We start from the raw sequence: 16,349 nt of genomic DNA on the forward strand, positions 1-16,349 counted from the left end.
CTGTCTCGATCGGCCGCTGACGCCTGCTCAGTCCATGCCGAGGATGCGGCCCTGCGGCGACAGGTCGTAGCCGCCCAGGCGGCGTGCCAGCGTCTGCGAGCGCGCATCGCCGTGGGTGGTGAGCAGGGCCTGGAACAGGCGGCGGAACAGGATCTCGCGCGGCAGGGCGAGATCGAAGGCCTCCCAGCCCAGTGACAGGAAGCCGAGGCCGAACTCCGCGGCGGCTGCGCGCGTGCCCGGTGCGCAGTCGGCATCCTCGCGCGCGACCAGGGCGGCGGCCTCGCGTTCGCTGCGGGCCTCGGCCACCACGCTGCAGTCGGCCGCCGCAAAGCCGCGGCTGGCGAGTGCGGATTCGAGGAAGTGACGCGAGCCCGCGCCCGCCTGGCGCATCGCCCAGCGGTAGTCGAAGGCCGCGAGCGTCTCGATGCCATCCACCTCCAGGCCGCGGCGCAGGATGACGCCCTGTTCGCGCAGCGACAGGCGCACCAGCGCCCATTGCCGGCTGGCGGCGAAGCGGCGCAGCAGCAGGGCGTGCTGCTGGGCGCTGTGCTCGACCCCGCCCCAGTGCAGCGCACACACGTTCGCGCGCCGGCGGGCGAGCAGCTCCAGGCCGGTCATCGTGCCGGTGGGGCTGTAGGCGACCAGGCCGTCGCCCCCGAGCTGTTCGGCGAGCGCCGCGGTGGTCGCCGCCAGCAGCGGATCGTCGCTGCCGGTGATCAGCAGGCGGTCGGTGAGGGCGCCGCCGTGGGCCTGCTCCAGCAGCCATTCCTCGAGCAGGGCGCGCGGGAACAGCCACTTGCCGCCGACGCGCGCGGCCGGAAGCTCGCGGCTGTTGGCGAGCTCGTAGAGCTTCTTCTCGTTCAGGTGCAGGAAGGCGGCGGCCTCGCGCGCGGTCAGGCAGGCGGCGGGCGTCTCAGCCATGATTCGGTCGTGGCAGGTCCTTCGCCGCCGCGGCCAGTTCGTCGCGGGTGTTGATGTTGCGGAAGGCGGCCTCCTCGTCGTCGAAGCCGACCTCGACCACCTTCAGCGTGCCGTACCAGCGGTCGATCTTGCGGCCACCGCCGGCGAGGAAGGCGCCGAGGTGCCCGGCGACGTCGCGCCGGCACAGGCAGAACACCGGATGCGGCTGGTCGAAGGTCTTCGCCACCGCAAGCTGGGCGTCGGCGGCGTGCAGCGCCGCGGCCAGGCGTTCGACCAGGTCGGCGGGCAGGAAGGGGGAGTCGCAGGGCGCGGTGACCACCAGCGGATGCTGCGCGCGCACCAGCGCCGCATGCAGTCCGGCGAGCGGGCCGGCGAAGCCGCCGATGTCGTCGCCGAACACCGGGTAGCCGAAGGCCTGCCAGGCCTCGAGGTTCTGGTTGGCGTTGATGATCAGCTCGTCGACCTGGGGGGCGAGGCGCGCCAGCGCGTGCGCCGCCATCGGCCGGCCGGCGAGTTCGACCAGGCCCTTGTCGACGCCGCCCATGCGGCTGCCCTGGCCGCCGGCGAGCAGCACGCCGGTGATGCGTTGCGCGGCGGGGCGGGATGAGGTGTGTGCGTTCATGTCTTGTGCCGGATCCTGGGGTTCAGTCGCGCACGAAGCGGTCGGCGCCGGAGAACAGCAGGTAGTGCTTGCCCTGTGCCCGTCCGACCATGGTCAGCCCGATCTTGTGGGCGATCTGCCAGCCCATGTGGGTCAGCCCGGAGCGCGACACCAGGAAGGGGATGCCCATCTGCGCGGTCTTGATCACCATCTCCGAGGTCAGGCGGCCGGTGGTGTAGAAGATCTTGTCGGCGCCGTCCAGCCCGTCCAGCCACATCTGGCCGGCGATCGCGTCCACCGCGTTGTGGCGGCCGACGTCCTCGAAGAACATCAGGATCGCGCAGCCCCCGGGCGTGGCCTGCGCGAGCGCGCAGCCGTGCACCGCGCCCGCCTGCTTGTAGATCGATTCGTGCTGGCGCACCGCGCCCATCAGCGCGTACAGCGTGGATTGCCTGAGCAGGCGATCGTGCGGCAGGCGGATCTGGTCGATCTCGTCCATCAGCCCGCCGAACACCGTGCCCTGGCCGCAGCCGGTGGTGACGGTGCGGCTGCCGAGCTTCTCGTCGGCGTCGCGCAGGCCGTCGCGGGTGGTGACCGAGACCGCGTCGACCTCCCAGTCGACCTGCACCGACGCGATCTCGTCCAGGCTTCTGACCAGGCGCTGGTTGCGCAGCCAGCCGATGGTCAGCGCCTCGGGCGCCGCGCCCAGCGTCATCAGGGTGACGATCTCGCGCTTGTCGACGTAGAGCGTGAGCGGGTGCTCGCCGGCGATCGAGGTCGGCACGGTGTCGCCATTCTCATCGAGGGCGGGGATCTCGACCGTGAGCGGGCGGCTGGCCTGGCTGAGCAGGGGACGGCGGGGAGGGATCATCGCGGCGGGGCTGGGGATGCGTGAGCGCTCGATTGTAGCCGCAAGTCCTGTTGCGCACGGACTTGCGGCCTCGCGCCCGGGGGGCGTTCGTGGCTGCGGGACCGCGCACGAGGGCCCCTGGGGGTTTTCACGGTCTCGCGCGCGGATGGGTGGCGCACGTATGCTGTAGACGACATAGGCATGCCTTTCCCGGGACAGCACGATGAAAGAATTTCCGATCGCGGTGATCATGGAGCGCCGCCGCCTGAACAATCCCTGGGTCGACGCCGCCTGGGAGGCGGTCGGGGTGGTGCCGGCCTTCGACGACCCCGATCCCGCGCCGCGCCGCATCGTGGACGAGGCCGAGCGCAGTCAGTGGCGCATGGGCGGCTTCGTGCTCGAACTGTTCCGCGACGAGGCCGAGAACTACTTCGCCAACGTCACCGCACCCATCCCCAAGGTGTTCGTGATGTGGCGCATGGACGAGGAGCTGCCGCGGCCGGCGGCGGTGTCGGTGAGCTACGGCGAGGCGGCGCGCTGGCTGGATTCGGGCGAGCAGGTCGATGGCGTCGCGATGCCGCGCGAGATCGCCGACTGGGTGGGCGACTTCGTCAATACGCACTACAAGCCCGAGCCGAAGAAGAAGGTCAGGCGCAACGATCCCCTCGGCCTGGACCGGAGGCGCACATGAGCGGTGGTTTTCTGGGGCGCTGGTCGCGGCGCAAGCTGGCTGGCGCCGGCAAGACGCTGCTGGCCGATGCGCCCGCGTCGGGTCCGCTGCCGACGACCGTGGTCGGGCACGGCGTCGCCGCCGCCTCGGTTTCCGCCGCGGCGGAGCCGGCCCCGGCGGAGCGCGATGCCGGGACGCCCGCCGCCGAGGCGCAATTGCCGCCGGTCGAGGCCCTGACGCTCGATTCCGACTTCACCGCCTTCCTGAAGGAGGAGGTGAGCGAGGCGTTGCGGCGCAAGGCCCTGCACAAGCTGTTCGCCGACCCCCATTTCAACCGCATGGACGGGCTCGACGTCTATATCGACGACTATTCGCTGCCCGACCCGATCCCGCCCGAGGCCATGGCCAAGCTCCAGCACGCGCGCGAGTGGCTGATGGCGAACGAGCCGGAGGTCGATGCGGAGGTGGCGGGTTCGTCCGCCGGACAGGCCGCGGGCGCGCGACCGGCAGGGGACGAGGGGGCCATGCCCGATGCGCCGGGGGGCGTAGGTGCAGACGCCCGGCCGGCGGACGAGCCGGCTAAGGAGCCTGGCGCCGGGCGTGGCGCGGAGCTTGCGGATGAACACGGCCCGGGGCCGACCGCGGCGGGCCGCGAACCATGGCACGGGCCGGGTGCAGCTGCGACCGACGACGCCTCCGAACCTGCTGCCGGAGCGAGCGGGGCGTGCGTGCAAGGGAAGGACGACCGTCGCCGTACGGGCGGTGCGATGCAGGGCGGAGACGATGTGCTGTCCGTTGCCACCGCTTCCGCCGGATGCGCGCCGATCCGGTCGCGACAAAAAGCGCCCTGAGGGACAAATTGTCCCGTCCGTCCGATGTTCTTTCATGTTCGGCGGTTTTTGGCGGGCTTGGGCGGCGTCTGCTTCTTTAAGTGCTGGCCTATGAACTGCTTTGCTTAAGTTGATCGATGGAAGGAAACATGTCCGACAGCCTCAAGCCGAGTTCCCGGGTTCATCTCTGCGACTGCAATCGCAGCTTCGCGCTCGACGCCGAGCGCCTGGCGCCGGCGATCTGCCATCACGCCCTGTGCGGGGCCGAGCTGCCGGCACTCGAAGCCGCGCTCGCCCGCGGGCAGACCGTGCATGTCGCCTGTACGCAGGAAAGCGCACTGTTCGGCGAGCTCGCCGAGGCGCAGGGCGCCGGCGAACGCATCCGCTTCTTCAACCTGCGCGAGAACGCCGGCTGGTCGGCGGAGTCGGCCGTCGCGACGCCCAAGCTCGCCGCGCTGATCGCCGCCGCGACCACGCTGGCCGACCCCGAGCCGGTGCCCGCGGTGCAGATGAGCGCCGGGCGCAGCCTGCTGATCGTCGGCGAGGCGGGCGCGGCGCTGGGCTGGGCGGAGCGCCTGGCCGGCAGCTTCGAGCCGGCGGTGCTGATCACCGCCCGCACGCCGGATGTCGAGCTGCCGGCGGTCAATGCGTATCCGGTGTGGTCGGGCCGGCCGGTGAGGCTTTCCGGCCACCTCGGCGCCTTCGACCTCGAATGGACGCAGGAGAACCCGATCGACCTCGAGTCGTGCGTGCGCTGCAACGCCTGCGTCAAGGCCTGTCCCGAGGGCGCGATCGGCTGGGACCTGCAGGTCGACGTCGACGCCTGTCGCAGCCACCGCGCCTGCGTCGCCGCCTGTGGCGAGATCGGCGCGATCGATTTCGCGCGCGCCGACGCTGCGCGCCGCGAGCGCTTCGACCTCGTGCTGGACCTCTCGGCCGAGCCGCTGCTGCACCGCGTCGAACTGCCCGACGGCTACGCCGCGCCGGGACGCGATCCCTTCGAGCAGGCGCTCGCGGTGCAGGCGCTGGGCGAGTTCGTCGGCGAGTTCGAGAAGCCGCGCTACGTCGCCTTCGAGGCCGGGCTGTGCGCGCACAGCCGGGCGAAGAAGAGCGGGTGCACGAACTGCATCGAGGCCTGTTCCACCGAAGCGATCCGCTCCAGCGGCGATGTGATCGCGGTCGACCCCTACCTGTGCAAGGGCTGCGGCACCTGCAGCACGGTGTGCCCCTCGGGCGCGCTGTCCTTCCAGTTTCCGCGCGTCCCGGAGCTCGGCCAGCGCGTGAAGACCCTGCTCGCCGAGTATGCCCGCGCCGGCGGCACCGACGCCTGCGTGCTGTTCCATTCCGCCGAGGCCGGCACCGCGACCATCGCCCGCCTGGCGCGCCGCGGCCGTGGCCTGCCGGCGCGGGTGATCCCGGTCGAGGTGTGGAGCGCGGATGCGGTCGGGCTGGACCTGATGCTTGGCAGCCTCGCGCTCGGCGCATGCCAGGTGGCGGTGCTCGCCGCCGGCAGCCATGACGCCGCGCCGTTGAAGGCCCAGGCCGGCCACGGCCAGACCATCCTCGGGGCACTCGGCTACGTCGGCGAGCACCTGCGCGTGATCGAGGCCGATGCCGAGGACTGGCGGACGCTCGAAACCGCGCTCCACGACTGGGTGCCGGCGACCGGCGTCGCCGAGCCGGCGCGCTTCCAGCTGCTGGCGAAGAAGCGCGAGACGCTGGACTTCGCGCTGCGCCACCTGGTCGCCCACGCGCCCGCGGCCGCCACGCCCGCCGGGCTGCCGGCGGCGATCGCGCTCAAACCCGGCGCGCCCTTCGGCCAGGTGATCGCCTCCGATGCCTGCACCCTCTGCATGTCCTGTACCGGCGCCTGTCCGGCCGGCGCTCTGCGTGCCGCCAGCGACGCCTACCGTCTCGAGTTCGTCGAGAAGAACTGCCTGCAGTGCGGGCTGTGCGAGGCCTCCTGTCCGGAGTCCGCGATCACGCTCGAGCCGCGCCTGCTGCCCGGCGAGTACGGCAAGGAAGGTGCCCGCCGCGCACGCACGCTGCGCGAGGCCGACATCTTCCATTGCGTGTCCTGTGGCACGGCCATGGGGGCCGCGCCGCTGATCGAATCCATGATCGCCCGCCTGTCCGGCCACTCGATGTTCGCCGGCGAGGCCGAGCGTGCGCGCCTGCGCATGTGCGCCGACTGCCGGGTGATCGACATGATGAAGGCCGGATCCGCCGTGAATGCCTGGGACCTGAGCGAATGAGCGAAGCAATCTCCATCCAGCCGCAGCCGACCTGGTCGGACGAGGACCGCGCGCGCGCCGAGCACTACGCGCTGATCGCGCGCCTGTTCCACGCCGCGCCCGATGCCGCGCTGCTGGCGGCGCTCGCGCAGGCCGGGCAGACCCTCGGCGGCGATCAGGGCGACCTGCCGCGCGCCTGGGCGGCGCTCGGCGTCGCGACGCGGGCGATGCCGCTGCAGGCGGTGGTCGACGAGTTCGATGCGCTGTTCGTGTCGGTGGGCAAGCCCGAGGTGATGTGCAACGGCTCCTGGTACCTGACCGGTTTCCTGCAGGAAGAGCCGCTCGCCGACCTGCGCGACGATCTCGCCGAGCTCGGCCTGGGTCGCCGCCCGGGCGTCACCGAGACCGAGGACCACATCGCCGCGCTCGCCGAGGTCATGCGCCATCTGGTGCTGACCGGGCCTGACGAGGCCGGGCTGGCGCGCCAGCGGCAGTTCTTCGGCCGTCATCTTGCGCCCTGGTACGCGCAGTTCGCCGGCGCGCTGGCGGCGGCACCGGGGGCGGACTTCTACGCGAGGGTCGGCGGCCTGCTGGCGGCCTTCATGGACATCGAGCGCCAGGCGTTCGACATGCTGGAGGCGGAGGCGCGCTGAGCGCCGACGTGATCGAAACGATGCGGAGCGGGCGGGTGCCTGCGCTGCGAATGAGGGGAGAGCGAGGATGAAGGACGAAAACACCAAGCTGTCGCGCCGCAACTTCCTGGCCGCGATCGGTGCCGGCAGTGCCGCCGGCGCTGCCGCACTGGCCGCGACCGCGGCGCAAGCCACGCCGGTGACCGCCAAGGTGGTCGAGGACGCGCGCCGCGAGGCCGCCGACCAGGGCGTCAGCGCGCACATGCGCAATTACTACCGCACGACGCGGATCTGAGGAGGACGCGAGGATGTTGACCAGGAAATCCGCGACCGCCGCCACCGGCGCGCGTCGCCTGCGCGGCGCCGCCGCCCGCCAGCTCGGCCAGACCATGGACCGCCGCGCCTTCCTCAAGCGCTCCGGCCTGGGCGTGGGCGCCGGCGTGCTCGCCACCCAGCTGCCCTACAACTTCATCGGCGCCGCCGATGCCGCCGCGCCCGCAGGCGCCTCGCGCGCCGAGGGCAAGGCCGAGGTGCGCCGCACCGTCTGCACCCACTGTTCGGTGGGTTGTGCCAGCGACGCGATCGTGCGCAACGGCGTGTGGGTGCACCAGGAGCCGGTGTTCGACTCGCCGATCAACCTCGGTTCGCACTGCGCCAAGGGCGCGGCCCTGCGCGAGCACGGCCACGGCGAATACCGCCTGAAGTACCCGATGAAGCTGGTCGACGGCAAGTACCAGAAGATCTCGTGGGAAGAGGCGCTGAACGAGGTCGGCGACCGCCTGCTGAAGATCCGCGAGGAGTCCGGCGCCGACGCGGTGTACTGGATCGGCTCCTCCAAGCACAACAACGAGCAGGCCTACCTGCTGCGCAAGTTCGTCTCATTCTGGGGCACCAACAACTGCGACCACCAGGCGCGCATCTGCCACTCCACCACCGTGGCGGGCGTGGCGAACACCTGGGGTTACGGCGCGATGACGAACTCCTACAACGACATGCAGAACGCCAAGGCGATGCTGTTCATCGGCTCGAATGCGGCCGAGGCGCACCCGGTGTCGTTGCTGCACATCCTGCACGCCAAGGAAAACGGCGCGAAGATGATCGTCGTCGATCCGCGCTTCACCCGCACCGCGGCCAAGGCCAACCAGTACATCCGCATCCGTTCGGGCACCGACGTGCCCTTCCTGTTCGGCCTGCTGTACCACATCTTCCAGAACGGCTGGGAAGACAAGCAGTACATCGACGACCGCGTCTTCGGCATGGACAAGATCCGCGAGGAGGTGCTCGCCAAGTGGACGCCGGACAAGGTCGAGGAGGCCTGCGGCGTGCCCGAGGACCAGATGCTGCTGGCCGCGCGCACCATGGCCGAGAACCGCCCGAGCACCATCGTCTGGTGCATGGGCCAGACCCAGCACTCGATCGGCAACGCCATGGTGCGCGCCTCCTGCATCCTTCAACTCGCGCTCGGCAACATCGGCAAGGCGGGCGGTGGCGCCAACATCTTCCGCGGCCACGACAACGTGCAGGGCGCGACCGACATCGGTCCCAACCCCGACTCGCTTCCCGGCTACTACGGCCTGGCGACCGGCTCGTGGAAGCACTGGTGCAATGTGTGGGGCGTGGACTACGAGTGGGTGAAGGGCCGCTACGCCTCGCAGGAGCTGATGGAGAAGTCCGGCATCACCGTGTCGCGCTGGATCGACGGCGTGCTGGAGAACAAGGACCTCATCGACCAGCCCGCCGGCAACCTGCGCGCGGTGGTGTACTGGGGCCATGCCCCCAACTCGCAGACCCGCGGCGCCGAGATGGTCGAGGCGATGAAGAAGCTCGACACGCTGGTGGTGATCGATCCCTATCCGTCGGCGACCGCGGCGATGGCGGCCATGGTCCGCAAGGACGGCGTCTACCTGTTGCCGGCCTGCACCCAGTTCGAGACCGTCGGCTCCGCGACCGCCTCGAACCGCTCGCTGCAGTGGCGCGAGAAGGTCATCGAGCCGCTGTTCGAGTCCAAGCCCGACCACACCATCATGTACGCCTTCGCCAAGAAGTTCGGCTGGGCCGAGCAGTTCGTGAAGAACATCAAGGTGGAGAAGGATGCCCAGGGCTGGGACGAACCGAGCATCGAGGACACGCTGCGCGAGATCAACCGCGGCACGTGGACCATCGGCTACACCGGGCAGTCGCCCGAGCGCCTCAAGCTGCACATGAAGAACATGCACACCTTCGACGTGAAGACGCTGAAGGCGGTGGGTGGTCCCTGCGACGGCGAATACTTCGGCCTGCCGTGGCCGTGCTATGGCACGCCCGAGATGAAGCACCCGGGCACGCCCAACCTCTACGACACTTCCAAGCACGTCATGGACGGCGGCGGCAACTTCCGCGCCAACTTCGGCGTCGAGAAGGACGGCGTGTCGCTGCTCGCCGGCGAAGGCTCGGCCTCCAAGGGCGCCGACCTGCAGATGGGCTACCCCGAGTTCGACCACGTGCTGCTGAAGAAGCTGGGCTGGTGGGACGAGCTCACCGAGGCCGAGAAGGCCGCGGCCGAGGGCAAGAACTGGAAGACCGACCCCTCGGGCGGGATCATTCGCGTCGCCATGGTCAACCACGGCTGCCACCCCTTCGGCAACGCCAAGGCGCGCGCGGTGGTGTGGAACTTCCCCGACCCCGTCCCGCAGCACCGCGAGCCGATCTACTCGCCGCGTCCGGACCTGGTCGCCAAGTACCCGACCCACGACGACAAGATGAAGTTCTGGCGCCTGCCCACCCTGTACAAGTCGATGCAGGAGAAGGTGAAGGACATCTCCAAGGACTACCCGCTGGTGATGACCTCCGGCCGCCTGGTCGAGTACGAGGGCGGTGGCGAGGAAACCCGCTCCAACCCCTGGCTGGCCGAACTGCAGCAGGAGATGTTCGCCGAGGTGAACCCCAAGGACGCCAACGACGCCGGCTTCCGCAACGGCGAGTACATCTGGGTCGAGTCGCCCACCAAGGCCCGCCTCAAGGTGCGCGCCCAGGTCACCCAGCGCGTGGCGCCGGGCACGGTGTTCCTGCCCTTCCACTTCTCCGGCTGGTGGCAGGGCGAGGACATGCTGAAGTACTACCCCGAGGGCGCGGCGCCGGTCGTGCGCGGCGAGGCGGTCAACACCGCCACCACCTACGGCTACGACTCGGTGACCATGATGCAGGAAACCAAGACCACCCTGTGCCGCGTGAGCAAGGCCTGAGGGCGAGGAGAATAGACGATGGGACGCATGAAATTCCTGTGTGACGCCGAGCGCTGCATCGAGTGCAACGGCTGCGTCACCGCGTGCAAGAACGAGCACGAGGTGCCCTGGGGCGTGAACCGCCGCCGGGTGGTGACGATGAACGACGGCGTGCCGGGCGAGCGCTCGATCTCGGTCGCCTGCATGCACTGCTCGGACGCGCCGTGCATGGCGGTGTGCCCGACCGACTGCTTCTACAAGACCGAAGACGGTGTGGTGCTCCATGACAAGGACAAGTGCATCGGCTGCGGTTACTGCTTCTACGCCTGTCCGTTCGGCGCGCCGCAGTTCCCCAACGGCCCGGCGGCCTTCGGCGCGCGCGGCAAGATGGACAAGTGCACTTTCTGCGCCGGCGGCCCCGAGGAGACCGGTTCGGCCGCCGAGTACGAGAAGTACGGCTCCAACCGCCTCGCCGACGGCAAGCTGCCGCTGTGCGCCGAGATGTGCTCGACCAAGGCGCTGATCGCCGGCGATGCCGACGTGGTCGCGAACATCTTCCGCGAGCGCGTGCTGCGTCGCGGCGGCGGCGCCGAGGTGTGGGGCTGGGATGCCGCCTACGGTGGCGGCGAGCACAAGCAGGAACGCAAGCAGGAACGCAAGCGGGAGGGCCAGTCATGAGCACGAGGATCCTGAACCCACGCGCGCTCGCGGTCCTGGCGGGCGCGGCGGTGCTCGGCCTGTCGGCGTGCAGCGAGGTGCCGCAGGTCACGGTATACGAGCAGGGCCAGTACCGCGGCAAGACCGACACCCGCCCCTGGGAAGGCGACGGGTTCAAGGGCGACCGCGCGGCCTGGGAGAAGGCGCTCAAGGAGCGTTCCCGCGGCCAGAACGAGTACAACCGCATCCAGTGAGGAGAGCGCCATGACGACACAAGCGATGCGGGTGCGGCACGGCGGCTGGCTGGCCGTGCTGCTGCTCGCGCTCATGCTGTGGGCGGCGGCGCTGCCGCTGCAGGCGGCCGAGCCGCCGCCCGGCAGCAGCGCGGCGGACCAGGCCCAGCGCCAGGTCGAGCGTCCGCTCAACAACGCACCGGTGTGGCGGGCAGTGCGCTCGGGTGAGGAACACTTCACCCTTTCGCGCAGCCCCGAGGCCGGCGTGCTGATCCAGAGCGAAGGCAACACCTGGCGCCAGCTGCGCAACGGCCCGGTCACGCTCTACGGCGGCTGGCTGCTGATCCTGGTGCCTTCGGCCATCCTGCTGTTCTGGCTGGTCAGGGGCACGATGAAGCTGCACGGCGCCAAGACCGGGCGCAAGATGCTGCGCTTCTCGGGCTTCGAGCGCTTCGTGCACTGGGGTACGGCGATCAGCTTCCTGCTGCTCGCGGTCACCGGGCTGGCGATCCTGTTCGGCAAGCACGTGCTGCTGCCGCTGATCGGCCACGATGGCCTGGGCCTGCTGCTCAACGCCGGCAAGCTGGTGCACAACTACGTCGGTCCGCTGTTCGGGATCTTCGTGGTGCTGATGTTCTTCGCCTTCCTGCGCGACAACGTCTGGCGGCCGATCGACGCGGAGTGGATCCGCCGCGCCGGCGGCCTGCTCGACGGCAGTCACGTGCCCTCCGGGCGCTTCAATTTCGGCGAGAAGACCTGGTTCTGGTTCGGCGTCACCTTCCTCGGCCTCACGGTGGCGATCTCCGGCCTGATCATGGACTTCCCGAACCTGGGCGAGTGGACGCGCACCGACATGCAGACCGCGAACATCGTCCATGCCATCGGCGCGCTCCTGATGCTGGCGCTGGCCTTCGGCCACATCTACATGGGCACGCTCGGCGCCGAAGGCGCCTACGAGGCGATGAAGACCGGCTACGTCGACGAGACCTGGGCGCGCGAGCACCACGAGCAGTGGTACCACGACATCAAGGCGGGCAAGTCCGGGCGTCCCTGAGGCCGCTGCCGCCTGCTTCCCCCGCCCGGATCCACTCCTCTCCCTTCGGTCCGGGTGCATTTGGCCCTGCAGTGCGATGCGCGCTGCAGGGCCGTGTTTTTCCCGATGAGGCAGGTGCGTCCCCCAGGCGATGTCCGCACTGCGGCCGGCCCGCCGGCGGGCGCTACAATGCCGCCTTGTCCCCTGTCCGGAGCCCGCGATGGCCGAAACCTTCTTTTCTCCCTGTCCGCGCGGACTGGAAAGCCTGCTTGCCGACGAACTCACCGCGCTCGGTGCGCGCGCTGCGCAGGCGGTGCACGGCGGGGTGGGGTGGCAGGGCGACTGGGCGGCGTGCCAGCGCGCGAACCTGGAGAGCCGGCTCGCCACCCGGGTGATGTGGCGGGTGGCGCAGGGACGCTATCGGGCCGAGGTCGACATCTACAAGCTGGCCTACAGCGTGACCTGGGCGAAGTGGTTCACCGCCGACGACACCATCCGCATCTACGTCACCGCGCAGAAGTCGCCGCTGAAGAGCCTGGAATTCATCACGCTGCGGGTCAAGGATGCGGTGTGCGACCACTTCCGCACCGTCGCCGGGCGGCGCCCAAGCGTGGATACCGCCAACCCGGCGGTGCGCATCCACCTGTTCCTGACCGCCGACATCGCGACGCTGTACATCGACACCTCCGGCGAGCCGCTGTACAAGCGCGGCTACAAGCCGGCCGCGGTGGAGGCGCCGCTGAAGGAGAACCTGGCCGCCGGCATCCTGCGCCTGACCGGCTGGCAGCCGGGCGAGGCCCTGGTCGATCCGATGTGCGGCAGCGGCACCTTCCTGATCGAGGCCGCGCAGATGGCGCTCGACATCGCGCCCGGGCTGGGGCGCGGCTTCGCCTTCGAGCGCCTGCGCATCCACGACCGTGCGAGCTGGGCGGCGCTGCGGCGGGCGGCCGAGCAGCGGCGCAAGCCGGCGCGCGTGCTGCAGATCTTCGGCTCCGACATCGTCGGCGAATGGGTGCGGCGCAGCCGCCTGAACCTGGACGCCGCGGGCCTTGCCGACTGCGTGCGCCTCGACCGTGCCGACGTGCTCGAGCGTACGCCGCCGGCGGCGGAAGGGGTGATGGTGGCCAATCCGCCCTACGGGGTGCGCATCGGCGAGGCCGAGGAACTGGCGGCCTTCTACCCGAAGCTGGGCGATGCGCTCAAGCAGCGCTGGGGCGGCTGGCGCTGCTACCTGTTCACCGCCGACACCGCGCTGCCCAAGCTGATCGGGCTCAAGGCGAGCCGGCGCACGCCGCTGTTCAACGGCGCGCTCGAATGCCGGCTGTACGAATACCGCATGGTCGCGGGCAGCAACCGCGAGCGCGCGCCGCAGCCGCAGGCCTGAGCCTGCGGACGGTGGCTGCGCGTCGCGCTTACAGGATGTCGAGGTTCTTCAGGCTGCCGCCGACGTCCTGCTCGCCGAGCTTGCTGTACAGCTTGATCTGCAGGCGCAGGTCGTTGATCGAGTCGGCGTTGCGCAGCGCGTCCTCGTAGCTGATCAGTCCGCTCTCGTAGAGCTCGAACAGCGACTGGTCGAAGGTCTGCATGCCGAGCTCGCGCGAGCGCTTCATGATCTCCTTGATCTCGGGCACGTTGCCCTTGAAGATCAGGTCGGCGATCAGCGGCGAGTTCAGCATCACCTCGACCGCCGGCACCCGGCCCTTGCGGTCCTTCAGTGGCAGCAGACGCTGCGAGATCATCGCGCGCAGGTTCAGCGACAGGTCCATCAGCAGCTGCGTGCGGCGCTCTTCCGGGAAGAAGTTGATGATGCGGTCGATGGCCTGGTTGGCGCTGTTGGCGTGCAGGGTGGCCAGGCACAGGTGGCCGGTCTCGGCGAAGGCGATCGCGTAGTCCATGGTGTCGCGGTCGCGGATCTCGCCCATCAGGATCACGTCCGGCGCCTGGCGCAGCGTGTTCTTGAGCGCGGCCTCCCAGGACTCGGTGTCGATGCCGACCTCGCGCTGGGTGACGATGCAGTTCTTGTGCGCGTGCACGAACTCGATCGGGTCCTCGACGGTGATGATGTGGCCGTAGGTGTTCTCGTTGCGGTAGTCGACCATCGACGCCAGCGAGGTCGTCTTGCCGGTGCCGGTGCCGCCGACGAAGATCACCAGCCCGCGCTTGGCGAGCGCGATCTCGGTCAGCACCGGCGGCAGGCCGAGCTCGTCGAAGTTCGGGATCTTCTGCGGGATGGTGCGCAGCACCAGGCCGACGCGGCCCTGCTGCACGAAGGCATTGGCGCGGAAACGGCCGATGCCGGCGGGTGAGATGCCGAAGTTGCACTCCTTGCGCGCCTCGAATTCCGCCGCCTGGCGGTCGTTCATGACCGCACGCGCCAGTTCCGCGGTGTGCTGCGGCTGCAGGGCCTGGTTGGACTGCGGCACGATCTTGCCGTCGATCTTGATCGCGGGCGGAAAGCCGGTGGTGATGAAGAGGTCGGAGCCGTTCTTCTGCAGCATCAGCCGCAGCAGATCGTGCATGAACCTGAGGGCCTGGTCGCGTTCCATGTCTCGATCGCTCCTGCGGTCACGCCGCGAAATTGTCCTTGTTCTGCGCCCGGATGCGCGCCTCGGTCGCCGACACCACGTTGCGCCGCACCAGATCGGCCAGACACTGGTCCAGCGTCTGCATGCCGACGTTCTGGCCGGTCTGGATCGAGGAGTACATCTGCGCGACCTTGTTCTCGCGGATCAGGTTGCGGATCGCCGGGGTGCCGATCATGATCTCGTGCGCCGCCACCCGGCCCGAGCCGTCCTTGGTCTTGAGCAGGGTCTGCGAGATCACCGCGCGCAGCGACTCCGACAGCATCGAGCGCACCATGTCCTTCTCCGCCGCCGGAAAGACGTCGACGATACGGTCGATGGTCTTGGCCGCCGACGAGGTGTGCAGGGTGCCGAACACCAGGTGGCCGGTCTCGGCCGCGGTCAGCGCCAGGCGGATGGTCTCGAGGTCGCGCATCTCGCCCACCAGCACCACGTCCGGGTCCTCGCGCAGCGCAGCGCGCAGCGCGTTGTTGAAGGACATGGTGTCGCGGTGCACCTCGCGCTGGTTGATCAGGCAGCGCTTGGATTCATGCACGAATTCGATCGGATCCTCGACGGTCAGGATGTGGCCGTACTCGTTTTCGTTCACGTAGTCGATCATCGCCGCCAGCGTGGTCGACTTGCCCGAGCCGGTGGGGCCGGTGACCAGCACGATGCCGCGCGGCTGGTTGGCGATCTCCTTGAAGATCTTCGGGCAGTTGAGCTCTTCCAGCGTCAGCACCTTGGACGGAATGGTGCGGAACACCGCCGCCGCGCCGCGGTTCTGGTTGAACGCGTTGACACGGAAGCGGGCTAGGTTGGGCACGGCGAAGGAGAAGTCGCACTCCCAGGTTTCCTCGAACTGCTTGCGCTGGCCGTCGTTCATGATGTCGTACACCATCGCGTGCACTTCCTTGTGCTCCAGCGGTGGCAGGTTGATGCGGCGCACGTCGCCATGGACCCGGATCATCGGCGGCAGGCCGGCCGAGAGGTGAAGGTCGGAGGCCTTGTTCTTGACCGCGAAGGCGAGCAGTTCGGTGATGTCCATGTTGTCGTCTGTACCAGGATGCCCGCGCGGGGCAGGAGTGGGGCCGAAATGGGTCAACGTGGCGATGCTATACTTTTTGCCGATCGCTTCCCAAGGAAATAGGCCACGGAATATGACGACAATCGGCGAACGGCTGCTGGCCGTGCGTGCGCGCATCGAGGCCGCGGCGCGGGTTGCGGGGCGTGATCCTGCGGCGGTGTCGCTGCTGGCGGTGAGCAAGACCTGGCCGGCCGCTGCGGTGCGCGCGGCGGCCGCGGCCGGCCAGCGCGCCTTCGGCGAGAACTACGTGCAGGAAGGCGTGGAGAAGATCGAGGCGCTGCGCGATCTCGCGCTCGAATGGCACTTCATCGGCCCGCTGCAGAGCAACAAGACGCGCCCGGTCGCCAATGCCTTCGACTGGGTGCACGGCATCGACCGCGTGAAGATCGCCGAGCGCCTGTCGGCGCAGCGCGACGTGCATCTGCCGGCGCTGAACGTTTGCATCCAGGTCAACGTCAGCGGCGAGGACAGCAAGAGCGGCGTCGCGCCGGACGAGGTCGCGGCGCTGGCACAGGCGGTCGCCGCGCTGCCGCGGCTGCGCCTGCGCGGACTGATGTGCATCCCCGAGCCGACCGAGGACATGGCGCTGCTGCGTGCGCGCTTTGCCCTGCTGCGCCTGCTGCGTGACGAGCTGGCCGGCGCAGGCCTGGAGCTGGACACGCTGTCGATGGGCATGTCGCACGACATCGAGCCGGCGATCGCCGAGGGCGCGACCATCGTCCGCGTCGGCACCGCGATCTTCGGCGAACGTCACAAGGCCGCGGCGGCCGCATAGCCCTTCCCATTCCATCCCCCCGCTCGACGCTGCGGCGTGCGGCGGGCCCAGACTGCAGGTCAATC

General features: G+C 69.6%; 16 protein-coding genes. 11 read left to right on the top strand and 5 right to left on the bottom strand.

Annotated elements, in window-relative coordinates; all coding sequences use genetic code 11:
* Positions 1 to 27: 27 nt before the first annotated feature.
* From CKCBHOJB_RS02410 to CKCBHOJB_RS02420, 3 genes are read right to left on the bottom strand one after another with little or no spacing between them, the layout of a single operon-like run.
* On the bottom strand, positions 28 to 921 hold the full coding sequence (locus CKCBHOJB_RS02410) for a helix-turn-helix transcriptional regulator (RefSeq protein ID WP_281050447.1): 894 nt from the start codon (positions 919 to 921) through the stop codon (positions 28 to 30).
* Entirely contained in the window at positions 914 to 1,543 is a 630-nt protein-coding gene (gene mobA, locus CKCBHOJB_RS02415) for a molybdenum cofactor guanylyltransferase MobA (protein ID WP_281050448.1), read from the bottom strand. The genes CKCBHOJB_RS02410 and mobA overlap by 8 nt, the downstream gene beginning before the upstream one ends.
* Before the next feature lie 22 nt (positions 1,544 to 1,565).
* Positions 1,566 to 2,393: a formate dehydrogenase accessory sulfurtransferase FdhD gene (locus tag CKCBHOJB_RS02420; RefSeq protein WP_281050449.1), complete on the bottom strand. Its 828-nt coding sequence runs from the start codon at positions 2,391 to 2,393 to the stop codon at positions 1,566 to 1,568.
* Between the two features lie 202 nt (positions 2,394 to 2,595).
* Between CKCBHOJB_RS02420 and CKCBHOJB_RS02425 the strand changes: the two genes are divergently transcribed.
* The 10 genes from CKCBHOJB_RS02425 to CKCBHOJB_RS02470 all read left to right on the top strand — a co-directional run bounded on the left by CKCBHOJB_RS02425 (position 2,596) and on the right by CKCBHOJB_RS02470 (position 13,245).
* Positions 2,596 to 3,063, top strand: coding sequence for a DUF3305 domain-containing protein (locus CKCBHOJB_RS02425; protein ID WP_281050450.1), 468 nt, complete (start codon positions 2,596 to 2,598; stop codon positions 3,061 to 3,063).
* Positions 3,060 to 3,893 (top strand): DUF3306 domain-containing protein, encoded by an 834-nt coding sequence (locus CKCBHOJB_RS02430; RefSeq protein WP_281050451.1) that lies wholly within the window; start codon positions 3,060 to 3,062, stop codon positions 3,891 to 3,893. Before CKCBHOJB_RS02425 ends, CKCBHOJB_RS02430 begins: the two co-directional genes overlap by 4 nt.
* 128 nt (positions 3,894 to 4,021) lie before the next feature.
* The gene (locus tag CKCBHOJB_RS02435; RefSeq protein ID WP_281050452.1) at positions 4,022 to 6,127 is read left to right on the top strand and encodes a 4Fe-4S binding protein; all 2,106 of its coding nucleotides are present in this window, start codon (positions 4,022 to 4,024) and stop codon (positions 6,125 to 6,127) included.
* Positions 6,124 to 6,759: a molecular chaperone TorD family protein gene (locus CKCBHOJB_RS02440; RefSeq protein WP_281050453.1), complete on the top strand. Its 636-nt coding sequence runs from the start codon at positions 6,124 to 6,126 to the stop codon at positions 6,757 to 6,759. Before CKCBHOJB_RS02435 ends, CKCBHOJB_RS02440 begins: the two co-directional genes overlap by 4 nt.
* A gap of 67 nt (positions 6,760 to 6,826) precedes the next feature.
* Positions 6,827 to 7,033 (top strand): hypothetical protein, encoded by a 207-nt coding sequence (locus tag CKCBHOJB_RS02445; RefSeq protein ID WP_281050454.1) that lies wholly within the window; start codon positions 6,827 to 6,829, stop codon positions 7,031 to 7,033.
* 13 nt (positions 7,034 to 7,046) lie between these two features.
* Positions 7,047 to 9,959, top strand: coding sequence for a formate dehydrogenase subunit alpha (locus tag CKCBHOJB_RS02450; protein ID WP_281050455.1), 2,913 nt, complete (start codon positions 7,047 to 7,049; stop codon positions 9,957 to 9,959).
* An 18-nt stretch (positions 9,960 to 9,977) separates the two neighbouring features.
* Positions 9,978 to 10,616: a formate dehydrogenase FDH3 subunit beta gene (fdh3B, locus tag CKCBHOJB_RS02455; RefSeq protein ID WP_281050456.1), complete on the top strand. Its 639-nt coding sequence runs from the start codon at positions 9,978 to 9,980 to the stop codon at positions 10,614 to 10,616.
* The gene (locus tag CKCBHOJB_RS02460; protein ID WP_281050457.1) at positions 10,613 to 10,849 is read left to right on the top strand and encodes a hypothetical protein; all 237 of its coding nucleotides are present in this window, start codon (positions 10,613 to 10,615) and stop codon (positions 10,847 to 10,849) included. Before fdh3B ends, CKCBHOJB_RS02460 begins: the two co-directional genes overlap by 4 nt.
* Positions 10,850 to 10,859: 10 nt before the next feature.
* The gene (locus CKCBHOJB_RS02465) at positions 10,860 to 11,882 is read left to right on the top strand and encodes a formate dehydrogenase subunit gamma (RefSeq protein WP_281050458.1); all 1,023 of its coding nucleotides are present in this window, start codon (positions 10,860 to 10,862) and stop codon (positions 11,880 to 11,882) included.
* 199 nt (positions 11,883 to 12,081) lie between these two features.
* Positions 12,082 to 13,245, top strand: coding sequence for a THUMP domain-containing protein (locus CKCBHOJB_RS02470; RefSeq protein WP_281050459.1), 1,164 nt, complete (start codon positions 12,082 to 12,084; stop codon positions 13,243 to 13,245).
* A 28-nt stretch (positions 13,246 to 13,273) separates the two neighbouring features.
* On the opposite strand, the gene CKCBHOJB_RS02475 is transcribed toward CKCBHOJB_RS02470, so the two are convergent.
* Both CKCBHOJB_RS02475 and CKCBHOJB_RS02480 read right to left on the bottom strand, forming a co-directional pair.
* On the bottom strand, positions 13,274 to 14,407 hold the full coding sequence (locus tag CKCBHOJB_RS02475) for a PilT/PilU family type 4a pilus ATPase (protein WP_281050460.1): 1,134 nt from the start codon (positions 14,405 to 14,407) through the stop codon (positions 13,274 to 13,276).
* A gap of 19 nt (positions 14,408 to 14,426) precedes the next feature.
* A complete protein-coding gene (locus CKCBHOJB_RS02480) occupies positions 14,427 to 15,470 on the bottom strand; it encodes a type IV pilus twitching motility protein PilT (RefSeq protein WP_281050461.1) in 1,044 nt (347 codons plus the stop codon).
* 112 nt (positions 15,471 to 15,582) lie between these two features.
* On the opposite strand from CKCBHOJB_RS02480, the gene CKCBHOJB_RS02485 reads away from it, so the two are divergent.
* Complete coding sequence (locus tag CKCBHOJB_RS02485) at positions 15,583 to 16,284, top strand: YggS family pyridoxal phosphate-dependent enzyme (protein WP_281050462.1); 702 nt, start codon at positions 15,583 to 15,585, stop codon at positions 16,282 to 16,284.
* Positions 16,285 to 16,349 lie beyond the last annotated feature (65 nt).

The organism is Thauera sp. GDN1 (genome assembly GCF_029223545.1).
Taxonomy (GTDB): Bacteria; Pseudomonadota; Gammaproteobacteria; order Burkholderiales; family Rhodocyclaceae; genus Thauera.

Excerpts from the sequence above, each read along its gene's own strand:
- CKCBHOJB_RS02410 (WP_281050447.1), bottom strand. The coding sequence starts at position 921 with ATGGCTGAGACGCCCGCCGCCTGCCTGACCGCGCGCGAGGCCGCCGCC.
- mobA (WP_281050448.1), bottom strand. The coding sequence starts at position 1,543 with ATGAACGCACACACCTCATCCCGCCCCGCCGCGCAACGCATCACCGGC.
- CKCBHOJB_RS02420 (WP_281050449.1), bottom strand. The coding sequence starts at position 2,393 with ATGATCCCTCCCCGCCGTCCCCTGCTCAGCCAGGCCAGCCGCCCGCTC.
- CKCBHOJB_RS02425 (WP_281050450.1), top strand. The coding sequence starts at position 2,596 with ATGAAAGAATTTCCGATCGCGGTGATCATGGAGCGCCGCCGCCTGAAC.
- CKCBHOJB_RS02430 (WP_281050451.1), top strand. The coding sequence starts at position 3,060 with ATGAGCGGTGGTTTTCTGGGGCGCTGGTCGCGGCGCAAGCTGGCTGGC.
- CKCBHOJB_RS02435 (WP_281050452.1), top strand. The coding sequence starts at position 4,022 with ATGTCCGACAGCCTCAAGCCGAGTTCCCGGGTTCATCTCTGCGACTGC.
- CKCBHOJB_RS02440 (WP_281050453.1), top strand. The coding sequence starts at position 6,124 with ATGAGCGAAGCAATCTCCATCCAGCCGCAGCCGACCTGGTCGGACGAG.
- CKCBHOJB_RS02445 (WP_281050454.1), top strand. The coding sequence starts at position 6,827 with ATGAAGGACGAAAACACCAAGCTGTCGCGCCGCAACTTCCTGGCCGCG.
- CKCBHOJB_RS02450 (WP_281050455.1), top strand. The coding sequence starts at position 7,047 with ATGTTGACCAGGAAATCCGCGACCGCCGCCACCGGCGCGCGTCGCCTG.
- fdh3B (WP_281050456.1), top strand. The coding sequence starts at position 9,978 with ATGGGACGCATGAAATTCCTGTGTGACGCCGAGCGCTGCATCGAGTGC.
- CKCBHOJB_RS02460 (WP_281050457.1), top strand. The coding sequence starts at position 10,613 with ATGAGCACGAGGATCCTGAACCCACGCGCGCTCGCGGTCCTGGCGGGC.
- CKCBHOJB_RS02465 (WP_281050458.1), top strand. The coding sequence starts at position 10,860 with ATGACGACACAAGCGATGCGGGTGCGGCACGGCGGCTGGCTGGCCGTG.
- CKCBHOJB_RS02470 (WP_281050459.1), top strand. The coding sequence starts at position 12,082 with ATGGCCGAAACCTTCTTTTCTCCCTGTCCGCGCGGACTGGAAAGCCTG.
- CKCBHOJB_RS02475 (WP_281050460.1), bottom strand. The coding sequence starts at position 14,407 with ATGGAACGCGACCAGGCCCTCAGGTTCATGCACGATCTGCTGCGGCTG.
- CKCBHOJB_RS02480 (WP_281050461.1), bottom strand. The coding sequence starts at position 15,470 with ATGGACATCACCGAACTGCTCGCCTTCGCGGTCAAGAACAAGGCCTCC.
- CKCBHOJB_RS02485 (WP_281050462.1), top strand. The coding sequence starts at position 15,583 with ATGACGACAATCGGCGAACGGCTGCTGGCCGTGCGTGCGCGCATCGAG.